Origin of the sequence: Pukyongiella litopenaei, assembly GCF_003008555.2 — a bacterium.
Taxonomy (GTDB): Bacteria; Pseudomonadota; Alphaproteobacteria; order Rhodobacterales; family Rhodobacteraceae; genus Pukyongiella; species Pukyongiella litopenaei.
The window spans coordinates 64,298-81,900 of record NZ_CP027665.1; the positions used below are offsets into that span (position 1 = coordinate 64,298).

18 protein-coding genes are annotated in these 17,603 nt (G+C 67.0%); 11 read left to right on the forward strand and 7 right to left on the reverse strand.

The window, feature by feature from the left end; genetic code table 11:
• Positions 1-35: 35 nt before the first annotated feature.
• From C6Y53_RS00340 to C6Y53_RS00350, 3 genes are all read right to left on the reverse strand, one after another.
• Positions 36-869: a transporter substrate-binding domain-containing protein gene (locus C6Y53_RS00340; protein ID WP_211299429.1), complete on the reverse strand. Its 834-nt coding sequence runs from the start codon at positions 867-869 to the stop codon at positions 36-38.
• A 39-nt stretch (positions 870-908) separates the two neighbouring features.
• A complete protein-coding gene (locus C6Y53_RS00345) occupies positions 909-1,760 on the reverse strand; it encodes an amino acid ABC transporter permease (protein WP_106470623.1) in 852 nt (283 codons plus the stop codon).
• 237 nt (positions 1,761-1,997) lie between these two features.
• Positions 1,998-2,933 (reverse strand): LysR substrate-binding domain-containing protein, encoded by a 936-nt coding sequence (locus C6Y53_RS00350; RefSeq protein WP_244614905.1) that lies wholly within the window; start codon positions 2,931-2,933, stop codon positions 1,998-2,000.
• Between the two features lie 81 nt (positions 2,934-3,014).
• On the opposite strand from C6Y53_RS00350, the gene C6Y53_RS00355 reads away from it, so the two are divergent.
• The 4 genes from C6Y53_RS00355 (at position 3,015) to aat (ending at position 6,769) form a co-directional block, all read left to right on the forward strand.
• Positions 3,015-4,124 carry a hypothetical protein gene (locus tag C6Y53_RS00355; RefSeq protein WP_106470625.1) on the forward strand — a complete coding sequence of 370 codons (1,110 nt, stop codon included), beginning with the start codon at positions 3,015-3,017 and terminating at the stop codon, positions 4,122-4,124.
• Between the two features lie 139 nt (positions 4,125-4,263).
• Positions 4,264-4,761, forward strand: coding sequence for an acetyl-CoA carboxylase biotin carboxyl carrier protein (gene accB / locus C6Y53_RS00360; protein WP_106470626.1), 498 nt, complete (start codon positions 4,264-4,266; stop codon positions 4,759-4,761).
• A gap of 9 nt (positions 4,762-4,770) precedes the next feature.
• Entirely contained in the window at positions 4,771-6,120 is a 1,350-nt protein-coding gene (accC, locus tag C6Y53_RS00365; RefSeq protein ID WP_106470627.1) for an acetyl-CoA carboxylase biotin carboxylase subunit, read from the forward strand.
• Between the two features lie 16 nt (positions 6,121-6,136).
• Positions 6,137-6,769, forward strand: a complete 633-nt coding sequence (aat, locus tag C6Y53_RS00370; RefSeq protein WP_106470628.1) for a leucyl/phenylalanyl-tRNA--protein transferase — start codon at positions 6,137-6,139, stop codon at positions 6,767-6,769.
• On the opposite strand, the gene C6Y53_RS00375 is transcribed toward aat, so the two are convergent.
• From C6Y53_RS00375 to qhpR, 4 genes are all read right to left on the reverse strand, one after another.
• Positions 6,733-7,104 carry a DUF2155 domain-containing protein gene (locus C6Y53_RS00375; RefSeq protein WP_106470629.1) on the reverse strand — a complete coding sequence of 124 codons (372 nt, stop codon included), beginning with the start codon at positions 7,102-7,104 and terminating at the stop codon, positions 6,733-6,735. The genes aat and C6Y53_RS00375 overlap by 37 nt on opposite strands.
• Complete coding sequence (mlaD, locus tag C6Y53_RS00380; protein WP_106470630.1) at positions 7,101-7,553, reverse strand: outer membrane lipid asymmetry maintenance protein MlaD; 453 nt, start codon at positions 7,551-7,553, stop codon at positions 7,101-7,103. The genes C6Y53_RS00375 and mlaD overlap by 4 nt, the downstream gene beginning before the upstream one ends.
• 50 nt (positions 7,554-7,603) lie before the next feature.
• The gene (locus tag C6Y53_RS00385) at positions 7,604-7,987 is read right to left on the reverse strand and encodes an NADH:ubiquinone oxidoreductase subunit NDUFA12 (RefSeq protein WP_106470631.1); all 384 of its coding nucleotides are present in this window, start codon (positions 7,985-7,987) and stop codon (positions 7,604-7,606) included.
• 90 nt (positions 7,988-8,077) lie between these two features.
• A complete protein-coding gene (gene qhpR, locus C6Y53_RS00390) occupies positions 8,078-9,118 on the reverse strand; it encodes an AraC-like transcriptional regulator QhpR (protein WP_106470632.1) in 1,041 nt (346 codons plus the stop codon).
• A 151-nt stretch (positions 9,119-9,269) separates the two neighbouring features.
• Between qhpR and qhpG the strand changes: the two genes are divergently transcribed.
• From qhpG to C6Y53_RS00425, 7 genes are read left to right on the forward strand one after another with little or no spacing between them, the layout of a single operon-like run.
• On the forward strand, positions 9,270-10,679 hold the full coding sequence (qhpG, locus tag C6Y53_RS00395; protein ID WP_149615425.1) for a flavin-dependent monooxygenase QhpG: 1,410 nt from the start codon (positions 9,270-9,272) through the stop codon (positions 10,677-10,679).
• Positions 10,655-12,190 (forward strand): quinohemoprotein amine dehydrogenase subunit alpha, encoded by a 1,536-nt coding sequence (gene peaA, locus C6Y53_RS00400; protein ID WP_106470634.1) that lies wholly within the window; start codon positions 10,655-10,657, stop codon positions 12,188-12,190. The genes qhpG and peaA overlap by 25 nt, the downstream gene beginning before the upstream one ends.
• Positions 12,191-12,206: 16 nt before the next feature.
• A complete protein-coding gene (gene peaB, locus C6Y53_RS00405; protein ID WP_106470635.1) occupies positions 12,207-13,643 on the forward strand; it encodes a quinohemoprotein amine dehydrogenase maturation protein in 1,437 nt (478 codons plus the stop codon).
• Positions 13,640-13,963, forward strand: a complete 324-nt coding sequence (gene qhpC / locus C6Y53_RS00410; protein ID WP_106470636.1) for a quinohemoprotein amine dehydrogenase subunit gamma — start codon at positions 13,640-13,642, stop codon at positions 13,961-13,963. The genes peaB and qhpC overlap by 4 nt, the downstream gene beginning before the upstream one ends.
• A gap of 11 nt (positions 13,964-13,974) precedes the next feature.
• Complete coding sequence (gene peaD / locus C6Y53_RS00415; protein ID WP_106470637.1) at positions 13,975-15,054, forward strand: quinohemoprotein amine dehydrogenase subunit beta; 1,080 nt, start codon at positions 13,975-13,977, stop codon at positions 15,052-15,054.
• The gene (locus C6Y53_RS00420; RefSeq protein ID WP_106470638.1) at positions 15,051-16,793 is read left to right on the forward strand and encodes an ABC transporter ATP-binding protein; all 1,743 of its coding nucleotides are present in this window, start codon (positions 15,051-15,053) and stop codon (positions 16,791-16,793) included. Before peaD ends, C6Y53_RS00420 begins: the two co-directional genes overlap by 4 nt.
• Positions 16,790-17,422, forward strand: a complete 633-nt coding sequence (locus tag C6Y53_RS00425) for a S8/S53 family peptidase (RefSeq protein ID WP_106470639.1) — start codon at positions 16,790-16,792, stop codon at positions 17,420-17,422. Before C6Y53_RS00420 ends, C6Y53_RS00425 begins: the two co-directional genes overlap by 4 nt.
• The last annotated feature ends 181 nt before the right edge of the window (positions 17,423-17,603 follow it).

Sequence of the window (17,603 nt, forward strand, 5' to 3'; positions counted from 1 at the left end):
CGCGCGGCCGAAGCCGCGCGCCGGGACATGATGGATCACTGATCGGGCGCGACCATGTCCTTCCATGCGGTCTGGCCCTTGAACCAGTAGTCATGGGTTTCCTGCAGCCAGCCGTTGGTGGTGTTCACCCGGATCCAGTTCGAAAAGAAATTCAGCGCATCCGGATCGCCCTTGCGCAGGCCAAAGGCCTCGTCGTTGCTGCTCAGCGCCTCACCGCCATTGGCCATGAACAGGATGTCGGGGTTGGCCTCGACAGTGAATTCGGGCTTGGGCGCAGAGGCGATGGTGGCATGGGCGTTGCCATTCGCCACCTCCTGGAACGCCTGCGCGTCATCGTCGAACCGGCGGATGCTGGCCTTGGGGAACATCTTCTCGGCCAGGTTGCACGGTGTCGCGCCGCGGCGGCAGGCAAGTGTCACCGCGCTGTCATTGTAGTCGGCCAGGTCCTTGAAATCGCCGGCCAGTTCGGTGTTGGCGGCCATGGTCTGGCCCGAATGCGCATAGGGTATGGTGAAATTCACCGTCAGGTTCCGCTGCGGCGTGATCGACATGCCGCCCACGATGACGTCAAATTTCTTGGCGATCAGCGCCGGGATGATCCCGCTCCAGGCGGTCGGCACGAACTCGACCTCGACACCCATGTCCTCGGCGAGCTTGGTGGCAACGTCGATTTCAAACCCGATCAGGTTGCCTTCGTTGTCGCGCATTGCCCATGGCACAAAGGTCGACATTCCCACCCGCAGCTTGCCCCGCTTCAGAATGTCCTCCAGCACGCTATCCGCACTGGCCGGTGCCGTCGTTGCCACGACGCTGCTTGCCGCTACTGCAACAGCGACCGCCATTGCCTTGATTGAATTGAGTATTTTCATTGTCTTCCTCCGGGTATCTATGTGTCTGACACGGCTTGGTCACCGTTTGCTCTTGTTCAGGGATCGTTCAAACAGGCTGACGCAGATCGACAGGGTGAGGGTCACCGCCAGGTACAGCCCCGCCACGAGAAACCAGACCTCGAACGCCATGAACGTGTCGGCGATCAGGTTCAGCCCGGCGGTGGTCAGTTCCGACACCGCGATGACGCTGACGATGGCGGAATGCTTGATCAGCGAGATCAGCAGCCCGGTCAGCGGCGGCAGGATCAACGGCAGCGATTGCGGGATGATGATGAACCGGTACTTGTCGACAACGCCCAGCCCAATCGCGTCGGCGCCCTCATACTGGCCCCGCGCCACGCCCTGGATACCGCCGCGAATGATCTCGGCGGCAAACGAGCCCTCGAAGAACGCAAGGCACAGGATGCCGGACCAGAACCGGTCGATGCCAAAGATCGGGGCCAGCACGAAATAGAACAGGAACAGCTGAACCAGCAACGGCGTGTTGCGGATCGCCTCCAGGTAACAGGTGGCGATGATCCGGCCGGAGACCGACTGCGACAGGCGGGCAAACGCGGTCACGAACCCGATCAGTATCGCGATCACACCGGCGATCGCCGCCAGTTTGAGCGTCTGGATCAACCCGCGCACCAGCGGCCCCCAGATCAGTTCGCCGTCGATCACGCGATAGAAAAACGGCTCGACCCGATACCATTGCCAGCCATAGTCCATCGCCGCCGCGCCGCGCCAGATCAGATAGCCGAGCAGCACGAAGACCAGCACCGCCTGCGCGACCTGCGAGATCCGGCGCCAGATCATCCGGACATCCGAACCGGCCTGTTCGCGCCTTCGCAGGTCACGCGGCGTGGGCTCTGCTACTCGTCCCGGCATCGGCTCTCCTGGCGGCGGCTGAAGATATCCCGAAACTATCGGTTTACGATTGTCGCGTTGTCAAGCCGCGCCGCCATGACGTTTTCACAAATGCAATGAAAGGGATACCGGTTCCGCGCCGCCGCGCATTGGCGCATCCGGATCAGGCGCATCCGCCGCCCCCGACCGCGATTGCGCACGCGCTCCCGGTCCTCGCGCGGGAACAGGTCGCCGCGATCCCGGCATAAGTCCAGCTAATCAGGCCAGCACCGCGTCGGGAATACCGGGCTGGGTTGCGGCCGCCTGGTGGATCCAGCCCCGAAATGCCGCCAGCCCGGCGGTGGCGGGCCTGCGCCGCGGGCGGACCAGCCAATAGGACAACGGCGAGCGTGCGATCTGCGGAAACGGCCGGACGAGGCGCCCGTCCCGCAGCGCATCGACCACCAGCGGTTCGCGCCCCAGCGCCACACCGATGCCTTCGACCGCCGCCTGCACCACGAGGTTGGATTGCCCGAACTGGCGGCTGCGCCGCGGCGCGCGCAGGGTCAGCCCGCAGTCCCGCGCCCAGAACTCCCAGTTCGGGCTGTCCGCGCCGAAACCGGAATATTCGTCCTGCAACAGGGTCTGCCGGGTCAGGTCGGACAGGCGGATCAACGGATCGGCCGCGCGCAGCAGCGACGGGGCGCAGACCGGGAACACGCGTTCATGCATCAGGTGTTCGACCTGCATGCCCGGATGATCGCCATAGCCATAGCGGATACCGATATCCACATCGCCCGGCGACGACCGCCCGACCTCGGTCGCGATCGAAACCGACAGGTCCGGATGCGCCTGGTCGAACTGCATCAGGCGCGGAAACAGCCACAGAAAGGCAAAGCCCGGCGGGCAGCCGACGACGATCCTGTCATCGTCGCGGCGGCGGTCGCGCAGGTCGATGCAGACCTCGGAAATCCTGCCAAGCCCCTCTGAAATCGCCTGCGCGAGCCGCACTCCATCCGGTGTCGGCACCGATTGCCGGGCGCCGCGGGTCAGAAGTTCGCGGCCCAGCCATTGCTCGAGCGTTCTGACATGCTGGCTGACCGCGCTCTGGCTGACCCCCAGCTCCTCGGCGGCGGCGCTGAATCCGGCCCGGCGCACCACCGCCTCGAAAGCGCGCAGCGCGGAAAACGGAACATTGGCTATCATATAAGCCATGCTAATATTAAACGTTACAATTTTCAAATAGATCGACGCGCCGGCGGCTGCGACACTCCCTGCGTTTTGGGGAACGGGAACATGCCGGATGTCCTGGCCGGGCGCGGTGCGCTCAACCTGCTTCGGAATTGCGCGCGGGCACGGCCCGGCGAACGGCTTCTGATCGCCTATGAGCCACCCGAATACGGGTATTTCGACGACCGGGTGGTTGCGCTGGTCGGCGATACGGCCCGGTCGCTGGGCCTGTCGGTGGAGCTGGCCGATGTCGGTTTCAACCCGGACGATCCGCACCTGACGCCCGGTTTTCTACGGCAATGCGAGGATGCCGACATCATCGTGTTCTTCGCCCGCCTGGGCGATCAGCTGCGGTTCTCGGACATGCCCCCGGGCAAGCGGGTGATCGTCAGCTTTGCCCTGTCGCGGGATCTGCTCGGCTCGGGCTTTGCCACCAGCCATCACGCGGCGTTCGTCGCGCTGAAAGACGCGGTCAATTCCTGCCTCGCCCGCGCCCGCGAGGTTCGGATCACCTGCCGGGCGGGAACCGATATCACCGGCCACCCCGAGATGGACCTGTCGCCGTCCGACGACACGTCGGTGCTGCGGTTTCCGATGTCGGTCTTTGCCCCGGTGCCGGCGCACGGCTTTTCCGGCCGGGCGGCCCTGTCGGGGTTCCTGACCGGAACCGGGTCGCGCTACTACGACAATTACACGGTCGAGTTCGACGGCCCCGTGCATGCCCTGATGAATAGCGGCCGGTTGACCGGGTTTCAGGGCGGCGCCGGCGACGTGGCCCGCGCCAACGCCCATTACGACCATGTCGCCGGACGCTACGGGATCGACCGGAATTTCGTGCATTCCTGGCATGCGGGCATCCATCCCGGCTGCGGCTATCCCTGGCCGGCGCGGGACAGCTACGAACGCTGGAGCGGGGCCGCCTTCGGCAATCCGCGCATCCTGCATTTCCACACCTGCGGCGCCTATGCGCCGGGTGAAATCAGCTGGAACGTGATCGACCCGACGATCGAGGCGGATGGCGTGACCCTGTGGGAGGCCGGCCGGTTCCACGCCGAACGGGTGCCGGGCGCCGCCGCGATCCTGCGGCGCTATCCCTGCGCCGGGGCATTGTTCGCGCAACCCGACCGCAATATCGGATTGCCCTGCGCGGACCCGCTGCCCGCCCCCGGCATCTGACGGGCCTGGTCCGCACACGGGGCCCGCATCGTCACCCGGCGCGCAACGGTGCTTTTCTCCGGCCGGTGCATGGCCTATAACGCGGCATAATTTTGCTGTCCGAACACGGGCAAACAGGCGGAACCTCTCGAGGGATGACATGACACAGAACAAGCACGAATCGGACGTGGCCTTCATCACCGCGCTTGCCGAGCTTTTGCGCGAAAACGATCTGGGCGAAATTCAGGTCAAACGCGACTATGGCGCCGATGACAGCCTGAACGTGCGCGTGAGCCGCGTGACCTCGCACGCGGCGGTGGTGGCGGCCCCTGCCCCCGCGCCGGTAGCCGCGGCACCCGCCGCCGCCCCTGCCCCGGCCCCCGCGGCAGCACCGGCGGAACCCGCCGAGGACCCGGCCAGCCATCCCGGCGCGGTCACGTCGCCGATGGTCGGCACGGTCTACATGCAGCCCGAACCGGGCGCGCCCGCCTTCATCACCACCGGCGCGCAGGTCTCCGAAGGCGACACGCTGCTGATCGTCGAGGCGATGAAGACCATGAACCACATCCCGGCGCCGACTTCGGGCACCGTGAAGCGCATCCTGGTCGAGGATGGCGCCGCAGTGGAATTCGGCACCCCGCTCGTGATCATCGAGTAAGGCGCGGCGATGTTTGACAAGATCCTGATCGCCAACCGCGGAGAGATCGCGCTGCGCGTGGTGCGGGCCGCGCGTGAAATGGGCATCGCCTCGGTGGCGGTGCATTCCACCGCCGACAGCGACGCGATGCATGTGCGTATGGCCGACGAAAGCATCTGCATCGGCCCCCCGCCCAGCCCGCAGAGCTACCTGTCCTTCCCGGCGATTATCTCGGCCTGCGAGATCACCGGCGCGCAGGCGATCCACCCCGGCTACGGGTTCCTGTCCGAAAACGCCAAGTTCGTGCAGGCGGTCGAGGATCACGGGCTGACCTTCATCGGCCCGACCGCCGAACATATCCGCGTCATGGGGGACAAGATCACCGCCAAGGATACGATGAAATCGCTCGGCGTACCCTGCGTTCCAGGCTCTGACGGCGGCGTGACCGATCTGGACGAGGCGCGGCGCATCGGGGCCGAGATCGGCTATCCGGTCATCATCAAGGCCACCGCCGGCGGCGGCGGCAAGGGGATGAAGGTCGCCGCCTCGGACGCCGACATGGAAAAGGCGTTCCTGACCGCGCGCGCCGAGGGCAAGGCCAATTTCGGCAATGACGAGGTCTATATCGAGAAATACCTGACCACGCCGCGCCATATCGAGATCCAGGTCTTCGGCGACGGGCGCGGGAACGCGGTGCATCTGGGCGAACGCGACTGTTCGCTGCAACGCCGCCATCAGAAGGTGTTCGAGGAAGCCCCCGGCCCCTGCATCAGCGCCGAGGAGCGCGCGAAGATCGGCCGGATCTGTGCCGATGCGGTGGCGCGGATCAACTATATCGGCGCGGGCACCATCGAGTTCCTCTACGAGAACGGCGAATTCTACTTCATCGAGATGAACACCCGCCTGCAGGTGGAGCATCCGGTGACCGAGGGCATCTTCGGGGTCGACCTGGTGCGCGAACAGATCCTTGTCGCGGCGGGCGAACCGATGTCCTTTACCCAGGACGACCTGGCGATCAACGGTCACGCGATCGAGGTCCGGATCAATGCCGAGAAGCTGCCGAATTTCACCCCCAGCCCCGGCCGTATCAGCCAGTATCATACGCCGGGGGGGCTGGGCGTGCGGATGGATTCCGCGCTCTATGACGGCTATTCGATCCCGCCCTATTACGACAGCCTGATCGGCAAGCTGATCGTGCATGGCCGCGACCGGCCCGAGGCGCTCGCGCGGCTGCACCGGGCGCTGGGCGAGCTCATCGTCGATGGCGTCGATACCACCGTGCCCCTGTTCAACGCGCTGTTGCAGGAACCGGATATCCTGTCGGGCAACTACAACATCCACTGGCTGGAACACTGGCTCGACAGCCACCTGCCCGGCTGACCGGCGCGGCCCCGACATGGCGCTGACACCGGAGATCCTGCTGGCCGGCTATGCGCATGGCGTCTTTCCGATGGCCGAGCATCGCGACGACCCCGATATCTTCTGGGTCGAACCGAAGCGCCGCGGCATTCTCCCGCTGGAGGGGTTTCACATCTCGCGATCGCTGGCGCGGCGGCTGCGCCGGGGCGATTACGAGGTAACGATTGACCGCGATTTCGAGGGCGTGCTCGCCGGGTGCGCCGACCGCAGCGAAACCTGGATCAGCGACGAGATTGCTAGCGCCTATGTCACGCTGCACCGGCGCGGTTTCGCCCATTCCCTCGAAATCCGGCAGGATGGCGCGCTGACCGGCGGGGTCTATGGCGTTGCGTTGGGGGCCGCGTTTTTCGGCGAAAGCATGTTCTCGCGCCGCACCGATGCCTCGAAGATCGCGCTGGCCTTTCTGGTCGACCGCCTGCGCGAAGGCGGCTTCACCCTGTTCGACACCCAGTTCGTGACCGATCACCTGGCCTCACTCGGCGCGATCGAGATCCCCCGCGCCGCGTATATGCGGCGGCTGAAACAGGCGCTCGGGCGCGAGGCCGGGTTTGCCGCACCGCCGATCCCGGTGGCTCAGGACGTGATACAGCGCAATACCCAGATATCGTAGCGGCTGTGATCCAGCGCGTTGAGCGCGGGCGACGAGGCGATCATCCAGCCCTCGAACAATACCTCGTCATGGCCGGTTTCTCGGATCGTCAGCCAGGCAAAGGCATCGCCGGTGGGGTTTTCGTTCGGATAGCGGCAATCGGCGAGATCCACGGTCAGCCCGAACACGGGCACGCGCCCGCCGCTTTGCAGTTCCACATCGACGGTTTCACCGTTGACCTTGTCCAGGCCGCGCAGGACCGCGCCGCGGCCCGACGACGCCGGTTCCTGGTTCTGCGCCAGCGCGGGCGGAATGCCCGGCGACAGCGCCAGTGACAACAGGATGGCCCGGATCACTCGCCCACCCCGCTGGCAGTGACGAACTTGACCAGCAGCGAAATCAGGCTGACCGCGCCCTGGGTATCTTCGACCTCGTCGCCGGGATCGAAGAAAAAGGGCGAACCGCCGGGCATCACCTCGACGAAATTGCCGCCAAGCAGGCCTTCCGACGAGATCACCACGGCGCTGTCATCGGGCACGTCGATCCCCTGCCGGACGGTGAACGTGGTATCCGCGCGATAGGTTTCGGGGTTCAGGTCCACTTCCGTGACGGTGCCGATCTTGACCCCCGCAAGGCGCACATCGGTGCCCACGTTGATCCCTTCCAGCGACCGGAACGAGGCATGCAACTCATAACCGCCGCCATCCCGCGACAGGCCGGTGGCCTGCCCGGCATAGACGCCAAAGCCGATGGCGGCAGCCAGCACGATGCCGCCGACGATGATCTCGGTCGTATTGTGCGACATGTCGCGGGTTCCTCGGGGTTACACGCCCGGTAGGCCGGGGTTGCTCAGAGTTACTCGGGGCTCCAGGCCTCGTAGTCGCGGCGGTCGGCCGGACGTGCCTGCCGCAGCGACCCGGCGGGGGCATAGGCCAGCGCCGACCCGGTCAGGTTCTCCTGATGCGGCCTTTCCCAATCCTTGTGCGCCAGCGGCTTGTCCGACGGCGGTTCGTCCCATGTGCGGTGCAGCCAACCATGCCAGTCCGGGCTGATCCGGCTGGCCTCGACCTCGCCCTGGAAGATCACCCAGCGCTGGCTGTCATCGGCATTCCGATAAAACACGTTTCCCTGTTCGTCCTCGCCCACTTTCACCCCCTTGCGCCAGGTGAAAAGCTGGGTGTTGAGCGTCTGCCCGTTCCACCACGTCAGCGCGCGCAGCAATGATGACCCGATTCCCATGGAAACCTCCGAAATCCGTTGGGCATGATATGGACCAAGCGGCGCGGAAGGTCCAGCAGAACCCGGCGGCCCCCGCCGCCGGGCGCGGGATCACCCGGACAGAGCCGGGGTCGCGTCCTTGCCGGTATCGTCATGCTTGCGGAACTGCGCCGGCGTGATGCCCTTGCGCGTCCTGAAGGCCCGCTCGAAGGCGGAAACCTCGGCATAGCCCAGCCGGTCGGCAATCTGCGACAATGGCCGCCCGGAGGCGCAGAGCATATGTTCGGCATAGCGGATCCGGCAATCCGACAATATGCCGGAAAAAGACCGATCCTCGGCCACCAGCCGGCGGCGCAGCGTGCGGCGCGAATAGCCCAGAACCCGCGCGATCTCGGTCTGGTCCACCGTGTCGCGCCCCAGCCTGCGGATGATCTCGCGCCGGACCCGGACGGTGACGGGCGCCTCGCGTTCGCGTTTGCATGCCTCCTGCGACAGCGCGCTCGACAGGATGGTGAACCCCTTGCTGTCGACGGGTTTCATCGGCAGGTCAAGCAGCGCGACCGGGAACCGCAGGCTGTTGGTGGCGGCCTCATAGCGGATCCGGCAGTTTGGCCCGATGGAGGCGTTCTTCCAGATCGCGCTCGTGTCATGTTCCAGCGTCATCAGCGTCGGCCGCCAGTCCGCGCCGGCGAGCGTCTTGAGCAGCCGGTGGAAAACCGAAAGGGTCAGTTCGATATCCTGCTGCCGGGGCCAGATGCTCAAGTCCAGGATGCGATAGCTCAGCACCGCCTCGTCACCTTCGATGGTGACGCTCAGTTCGGAATCGCTCTGCACCATCGCGAATGCCTTGCGGAACAGGGTCAATGCCGCGCCGAGCGTCGGCGCCTCGAGGATGAACCGCCCGACCTCGCCTATGTTGCGCAGGTCAAAGCTGGCGCCGGCCTCCCAGCCGAAATCCGGCGCGCCCAGGTCCTCGGACGCGACCTGGATGAATCGGACGAAATCGTCCAGCGACATCATGTCGCCCGTCAGGTCGTCGCTGATACCGGCGCGTTCACAGATCCGCGCGACATCGCCGCCCTTCTGCTTCGCAACGCGAATGGGATCGTTGAGAGCGGTTGAAACGATGTTCGGTCGGTAGCTGTCTGGCATCGAACTGGCTTGTCGTGAACCCGGTCACGCTAGCACTACGCCGGGCGTGCAACCAACAAAAATCAGTCGCGCGCACATGTTTCAAACGGGCCGTGCCTCATTTTGTCCGGAAATGTCGTGTCGGTGTCCGGCAATGTTCTGGCGACCGGGAATGACCGGTCCCCCTAATGGCCGGATGGCGCAGGGGCTCGATCTGTTCGATATCGCGATTGCCGGCGGCGGGCCCGCGGGCGCGGTCGCGGCCATCCTGCTGGCACGGGCCGGGTTCCGGGTCGGGATCGCCACGCTGCCGGCCTCCCGCGAACGCATCGAAGGCCTGTCCCCGCGCGTCGCGGCCATCCTGCGCGCCCACCGGATCGCGCTGGACGGTGTCGCACCGCCCAGCCAGCGGCGGGCGATCTGGGGCGATCTTCGCGGCGACCAGAACGTGGAACATGTGGTGCGCCGCGCCCGGTTCGACAACGGGCTGCTGGCGCAGGCACGGCGCGAAGGTGTCCGCCTGTTCGAAGGCGCGATTGCCTCCGTCCTGCCCGAAACCGGCATGATCCGGCTGGCGGACGGGCGCGAATTGCGGGCTGGCCTGCTGTTCGAGGCCCGTGGCCGCCGCGCGCCGCGCCTTCCGCGTTCCGGCACCCGGCGCGGCGGCTGGACCGGCCCCGACACGATCAGCATGGCCGGATTCGTGACCCGGCCGGACGGCCATGACCCCGGATCGGTGATCGAGGCCCGGCCCGAGGGCTGGACGTGGCAGGCCCGGCTCGCCGATGGACGCGACTGGATGCAGGTGGTCGGCGATGCCAGCGCCCTTGCCAATCTGCGCGGCGCGCAGGCGCGGGTCAGCCGGCTCTGGCAGCATGTGCTGGGCGCCGGGGCTCCCGGCTCCCCCGGCATCGCGCCCCCCGCCCGGCCCGTTGTCAGCGCCGCCGCGTCCCGGCTCAACGCACCGGTGCTGGACCTGCGCTGCCCCCGGCTGGGCGATGCGGCGGTGGCGCTGGATCCGCTGTCGGGGCACGGGCTGTTCTGGGCGATATCATCGGCCCTGATGGCGCTGCCGCTGGCGCGGGCGATTTTCGGCGGAAAGACCGACCTTGCCCGCGCGTTCTATCGCGACCGCGTGGTCGAGACCTTCTGGCGCCAGGCGCGGATCGGGCGCGATTTCTATGCCACCTCCGGTCAGACCGGCGGTTTCTGGCGGGCGCGGCGGCTCTGGCCCGATACCGAACCGGCCCATCCGGCCCTTGCCACCCCGCGGCTGGAACCACGGGTGCTGCTGCGCAACGGCGAACTGGGTCGGGGCGAGGTCCTGGTGACCAGTGCCGATCCCGGCGGCGCGGCCTTTGTCATGGGGCAGGAAATCGCCCCGGTGCTGCGTGCGATACGGGGGCGCCCGCTGCCTGCGGCGGCCGTCTTTCACCAAAGATACCTGCCCCAAAGCCCGGCGGATGTGGCCGAACGGGTGCATGGCTGGCTGATCGACCGCGGGCTGGGCCAAGGCCCGACGATCCGCTTCCGGACTTTCGACGAGGAGAAATCGACATGCGAAAACAAGCAAGCTGTCTGAGCGCCCTGGCCCTGATGACGGCCTTCGGCGCCCAGGTCGCCAGCGCGGATCAGCAGATGCTGCAGGACAAATGCGGCCGGTGCCACACCGCGACCGGCGCTGATCTGAGCCGGATCGAAGGCCAGCGGAAGACGCCCGAGGGCTGGATGATGACCATCGTCCGGATGCAGCACCAGCACGGGTTGGAGGTGACCGCCGACGAACGGCGCAGCCTGGTCCAGTTCCTGTCCGACACCCGCGGCCTGGCCCCGGCTGAAACACTCCCGTTCCGCTATGCGCTGGAAAAGGATCCCGACGCGCAGGAGGCCCCGGACGAACCGATGGGGTCGATGTGCGCGCGCTGCCATACCGAGGCCCGGGCCGCGCTTCAACGCAGAACCGCCGAGGAATGGCTGCTGCACATGGATTTCCATGTCGGCAACTACCCGACCATCGAATATCAGGCGCTTGGTCGGGACCGCGAATGGTATCGGATCGCCAAAGAGGAAATGGCGCCTTTCCTTGCCGAAACCTATCCGCTGGAAACCCGGGAATGGACCGACTGGCAGAACCACGACAAGACCGCCGTCGCGGGTGACTGGATCGTGATGACCGAACTGCCCCGGGCGGGCGAGGCCTATGGCCGGCTGACTGTTTCCGGCGAGGCATCGCCTTATCAGGTCAGCGGCACGATGGTCACCGCCGAGGGCGCCAGCCTGCCGGTGAGCGGTCACATGAACCTCTATACCGGCTATGAATGGCGCGCGACGCTGGATATCGGCGGCGAAAGCTATCGGCAGGTGCTGGCGGTGTCGGCCGATGGCACCGCCATCGAAGGGCGGCAGTTCCTGCGCGACACCGACAGCCTCGGCGGCCGCCTGACCGGCGCACGGGCAGATACGGGGGCAGATTCGGGGGCCGTGATCCTGGGCACCGTCCCCTCGGCCATTCCCGCCGGCGCCGCCACGGTGCAGGTGGTGGGCAGCGGGCTGGGCACGCTTGACGCCAGCGCCGGGGCCGCGACGGCCAACGACTACGGTGCCGCGGTCACGCTCGAGACCGAAGGCAACGGCATCGTGACCTTCACCAGCGGCGACGCGCAGGGCAGCATCGCCCATTATGCCTCGCTCGACGGTATCGCGGTCGAACCGGCCTTTACCATCGCCCGCGTGGGCGGCGGCAGCGACATCAGCCCGGCTGCCGTGCCTGCCCGTTTCAAGGCGATCGGACTGTGGAACGGGCCCGATGGCGAGGCCGGAACCGACGATGACGTGCGCATCGGCCGGATCGCGGCGGAATGGAGCGTGTCCAACCTGCACGAACAGGCCGAACGGATGGACGACGCCGGCCATGCCGGCCAGATCGACCAGGTCGGGATCTTCACCCCGGCGCTCGCCGGCCCGAACCCGGACCGGCCGTTCACCACCAACAATGCGGGCGAGTTGAAGATCGTCGCCAACGCGATGGGCCAAACCAGCGCGGCAACGCTGATCGTCACGGTCCAGCGGTTCATCGACCCGCCGATCCGGTAAGCGAAGGGAGACCCCGATGAAGGATTTTCACTTTCAACCGGCCAATGCGCACCGGGTTGCGGTGGACGGGCGCGAGGTGCTGTTCCATGTGCCCACCACGTCGCTGTTCGACATGGATGACATCGACCGCGCCGTTCTGGATTTCGCCGCCGATCACGACGCCGGGTTTTCCCGCGACGACATCGACCGGCGGTTCGGAGAGGCCGCGGCATCTGATGCGGCGGCGCGGCTCGACGCGTTCCTGCGGCTGGACGTGGTCAATGACGGCCGACCGCTCAAACCGGAACGCCCGCCGATCGAGATCGAGGCCTTTCCGCTGACGACCATCGTCCTGAACGTCAACACCGGCTGCAACCTGGCCTGTTCCTACTGCTACAAGGAGGACCTGGCGATCCCATCCCGGGGCCAGAAGATGGCCTTTGACACGGCGCGCCGCGCGGTCGAATTGCTGCTGCGGGAAAATCCCGGCCGCGACAGCTACAACATCGTCTTCTTCGGCGGCGAGCCGCTGTCGAACCTGCCCCTGATCCGGCAGGTGGTCGACTGGGCCGAACCGCATTTCGCGGCGCTGGGCAGCGCGGTGAATTTCAGTCTGACGACCAACGCCACGCTGCTGACCGAGGAGATCGTGGACTGGCTGGACCGGCACCGTTTCGGCCTGACCGTGTCGATGGACGGGCCCAAGGCGATGCACGATCTCAACCGCAAGACGGTCGGCGGCAAGGGCACCTATGACGCGGTGGCCAAGAAGGCGCGCATGCTGCTGGCGCGGTATCGGTCGAAACCGGTGGGCGTGCGGGTGACGCTGACCGCCGGGGTGACCCGGATCCACGAAATCTGGGATCATCTCAAGAACGATATCGGTTTCGCCGAGGTCGGGTTCTCGCCCGTGACCTCGGGCGAGATGGACGCGTTCAACCTCAGCGGCGACGAACTGGGCGAGGTGTTTTCCGGCATGAAATCGCTGGGCGCGCTGTTCCTGGCCGAGGCGCTGGAGGGGCGCAATATCGGGTTTTCCAACATGCACCAGCTGATGCAGGACCTGTGGGAAGGCCGGTCCAAGGCCCTGCCCTGCGGCGCCGGGGTCGGGATGCTGGCGGTCAACCATGACGGGGCGCTGAACCTGTGCCACCGGTTCGTCGGCTCCGAACTGGACCCGTTCGGCTCGGTGGAAACCGGCATCGCGCGCGAGGAGCTGGCCGGGTTCATTAAATCGCGCTCGGACCGGACCGAGAAGGGATGCGCCACCTGCCGCATCCGCAACCTGTGCGCGGGCGGCTGCTATCACGAAAGCTATGCCCATTTCTCGGACCCGCTGAAACCGGCCTATCACTATTGCGACCTGATGCGCGACTGGGTCGATTTCGGGATCGGGATCTATTCACGGCTAATCCGCGAAGCCCCCGAATATTTTCACACACATATCTCGCCGAGGAGGGCGTTTGGGAAATGAAACCGCTCAACCAGAAAGCCGAACGCGTCGAACGGGCGGCGGCCGAAGACAGGATGGACGAGGTCCGGGCCATGCAGACCGTGACCGCCGGGTGCGCGACCACCTTCGATCCGGGATGGGAGGTCGATCCCTTCGGGGGCGTCGCCGCCCTGTGCCAGCCGATGGAGGCCGATCTCTACGGGTGTTCCGATCCCTGCTGGTGGCCCGCCCAGGTTCCCGACATCACCGTCAACCACACCGGCTGGGACGACAATGCTGACAACGCGGCCCGGGACTGGCGGTCGCTGGGCGCCGCCTATCCCAAAGACGCCGAGACCTGAGGAGAGACCCGATGAGAAAGCTACTGACAGCGGCGGCCCTTTCCGCGTTTGCGGCGCTGCCCGCCCTGGCCGGCGATCTGCTGGTCACCGTGGCGCGGCCGTCGAACCTCTATGTGTTCGACGCCGAACAGCGCGCGCTGAAAACCGACTGCAACCTGGCCAGCAACCCGCTGCCCGGCATCATCGCGATGTCGCCGGACAACAGCATCGCCTATGTGCTGGTCAACAACTGGCAGGACGTGATCGGGGTGGACATCGAAACCTGCGACACCGTGTTTCACGCGGCGCAATCGACCGAGGACGTGATCCGCCGGTCGATCGCCTCGCTGGCGGTATCCAAGGATGGCAGCCAGCTCTACACGGTGCGCAACCCGGTGCGGCTGCATGCCGACCGCTTCGAGGTGCTGCCGGCCGAATTCGCGGTCTATGACACCGGCGCCGGGCTGAGCGCCGAACCGGTGGCGCTGCACCCTGCCCCGCGCCGGTCGACCCTGATGGCAACCGACCGCAACGGCCAGGTCTATATCGCCGGGCATGACATCTTCCGTGTCGATCCCGCCAGCGGCGAGACCGAAACCGCGATCGCCAATGCCAGCTGGGACCGGCCGACCTACAGCCCCCCGGACGTGCTGGCCTTCTGGCCGACCGGGTCGCAGAACGACGAGTTCCTGCTGATGTATACCGCCGCCAGGTTCACCGATGAAACGCAGCAGGAAATGGCGGATTTCGTCTGGGGCTACGAAACGGTGGACCTGACCACCGGCGAAACCGAGATCGCAGATTTCGCGTCCTTCGAGGTGCTGATGTTCTCGGCCGTGCGCACGCCGCATGATCCAAAGCACCTCTACGCGGTCTATACCCAGCTGTCCAAACACGACCTGGAGACACAGGAACTGGTCAAACGGGTGGACCTGCCGCACACCTATTACGTCATCAACATCTCGAGCGACGGCAAGGAGGTCTATGTCGGCGGCACCAACGACGATATCGGCATCTATGACACCGAAACGCTCGAACGGATCGGCGAGATCCGGATGCCCTCGGGCGGCGACATGTCGGTAGCGACCCTGCAGGTCGTGCCGCAGGGATGACCGGGCTGGCCGAGACCGGCCGGCGCGGGCCGGGGCATCCGTCGCTGCCCCGGCCGTTTGCATATCTGTTCGCCCGCCTCGCGACGGCGCTGTTCGGCGCCGCGCCGGCAACATGGCTGATGCCCGTTCTCGGACCCTACCGGCATCGGCTGGCGGTCCTGCTGCTGCTGGGGTTCGTCGCGGCGGGGCTGGGCCTGATCCCGCCCTATCTCAGCAAACTGGTGATCGACCACGGGCTGATGGCCGGAGACACCGGGGCGCTGGTCGGATGGTCGGCGGCGCTGTTTGCGGTGGGGCTGGCGGCGGTGGGGCTCGGCGCGGTCAACAACATCCTGCACATGCGGGCCTCGGTGCGGATGCTGGCCGACCTGCGGCGCGCGCTGCTCGACGCGCTGATCGCGAGGCCGCAGCGCTGGTTTGCCGGGCAGCGGGCGGGCGAGATGCTGGCCCGGATCGACGGGGATGCCGGCGAGGTTCAGCAATTTGCCTTCACTGCGCTGCTCGGCGGGATGTCCTCGGTGGTGCGGCTGGTCGGCGGCACTGCCATGCTGATGGTGCTGAACTGGAAACTGGGTCTGGTGGCGGGGGTCCTCGCCCCGGTGGAACTGCTGTTCCTGGTCTGGGCACGCCCCCGCACCGAGCGGCTGGCCGGCACGGCCCGCAGCGCGCGCGGGCGCCTGACCGCCGGGCTGTCGGAAACGCTGCATGCCCTGCCCGCCCTGCAGATCGCCGACGGCACCGGCTGGGCGCGCGCGCGCAGCCTGTCCGACCAGGACCGGCTCAACCGCCGCCTGATGATCCAGCAGCGCTGGGGCGAATTTACCCGCGCGGTCCCGCAGATCCTGTCGGCGCTGATGCGCGCCTGCATCTTCGTGGCCGGGGGCATCGTGGTGATCCGGGGCGACTGGCCGCTGGGATCGCTGATCGCCTTCATCGCCTATATGGGGTTCATGATCGGCCCGATGCAGTCGCTGCTGGGGCTGTGGCATGCGCAGGCCCGCGCCAAGGTGGCGCTGGGACGGCTGGACGCGCTGATGGGCGGCGCGGCACCCGCCGCAACCGCTGCCGCCGAGCCGGCCGGGTTCGCGCTGCGCCTCGACCGGCTGTGCTGGGGCCGCGATGGCAAACCGTTGGCCGGACCGGTCAGCATGGACATTCCCCAAGGCACGAAGCTGGCGCTTTCGGGGCCGAGCGGGGCGGGCAAGACCAGCCTGCTGATGTTGCTGACAGGCCAGGAGGCGCCCCTGTCGGGAACCGCATGCCTGGGTGGCGTCCGAATCGACGCGATCGCACCGGAACGGCTGCGCCGCCATATCGCGTTCGTGTCGCAACGGCCCCTGATCGTGCGGGCCAGCCTGCGCGACAACCTGTTCCTGCCTAACGATTTCTGGCGTGCTGGGGATGCCGACGGGCGCGTCCGGGACCTGCTGGAGATGCTGGGGCTTGCCGACCGGTTCCGCCACGCGGGCGGGCTGGACACCGTGCTGGGCGAAAGCGGCCTGACCCTGTCGGGTGGCGAACGGCAGCGGATCTGCCTCGCCCGCGCCCTTCTGAGACCGTTCGATATCCTGATCCTGGACGAAGCCCTGTCCGAGGTCGACCCACCCGGCGTGGCGCGGATCATCGCCCATATCGACAGGGTTTTCCCCGACCGGACCCGGATCATCACCACCCATGCGACGAAAGAGGCATATGGGCCGTTCGACCGCGTTCTGGACTTGAACGGGGCATCGGCATGATGGTCGTGGCGCTGATCGACGGCCCCCTGCCCGTTGTGATGCCAGCCTGCCGGCACCGCCACCTGCATTGCCAGCCGCACCCGGACGCAGACCGCAGCCCCGCCGCCCGGCACGCGGGCCAGATGGCGGCCGCGATCATGCGGAACGCGCCCGGGGTCGCGTTCGACAGCCATGTGGTGTTTCCCGGCCACTTGAACACCTTTGTCGTCGCGGTCTGCGAAGCCCTCGAACGCGCTGCACGATCGGATGCGCGGATCGTGCAGTGTTCGTTCGGGATCGCGCGGAACCCGCCCGAACTGGTCCGTGCGGTGGCAGCGGTCCGCGCGGCGGGCAAATGGCTGGTGGCCTCGGCCCCGGCGCGGGGGGCGCCGGTCTATCCGGCGGGCTGCGACGGCGTCGTCGCGGTTCAGGGCGATGCCCGGTGCGGACCGGCGCAATGGTCCCGGCTCGACCTGCCCCACGCGCGGTTCGGCGCCTGCCCGACCGGCCCCGATCCGGCGATCCGCGGGGCCAGCATCGCCGCTGCGCATTTCACCGGCCTGCTGGCGCGCGAACATGACGCGGGCCGTGCGGACCTGATGCCGCAGACCGCGCCCTTTCAGGGCCGCGAACGCATCCCGGCATCCTAGGCCGGCAGGCGGCACCGGCCATGAAATACCCGCCGACGATCTGCAATCGACCGGGCGTGACCACCGCGCCACGCCGACGAATGACGCGGGCAGAGACCTTCACCGGCCCGCTCGCGCCTACGGGCCGCACCCACCGGCCTTCCCCTAGGTCAAAAGGTCCGCTAGGCATCACCTCGGCGCC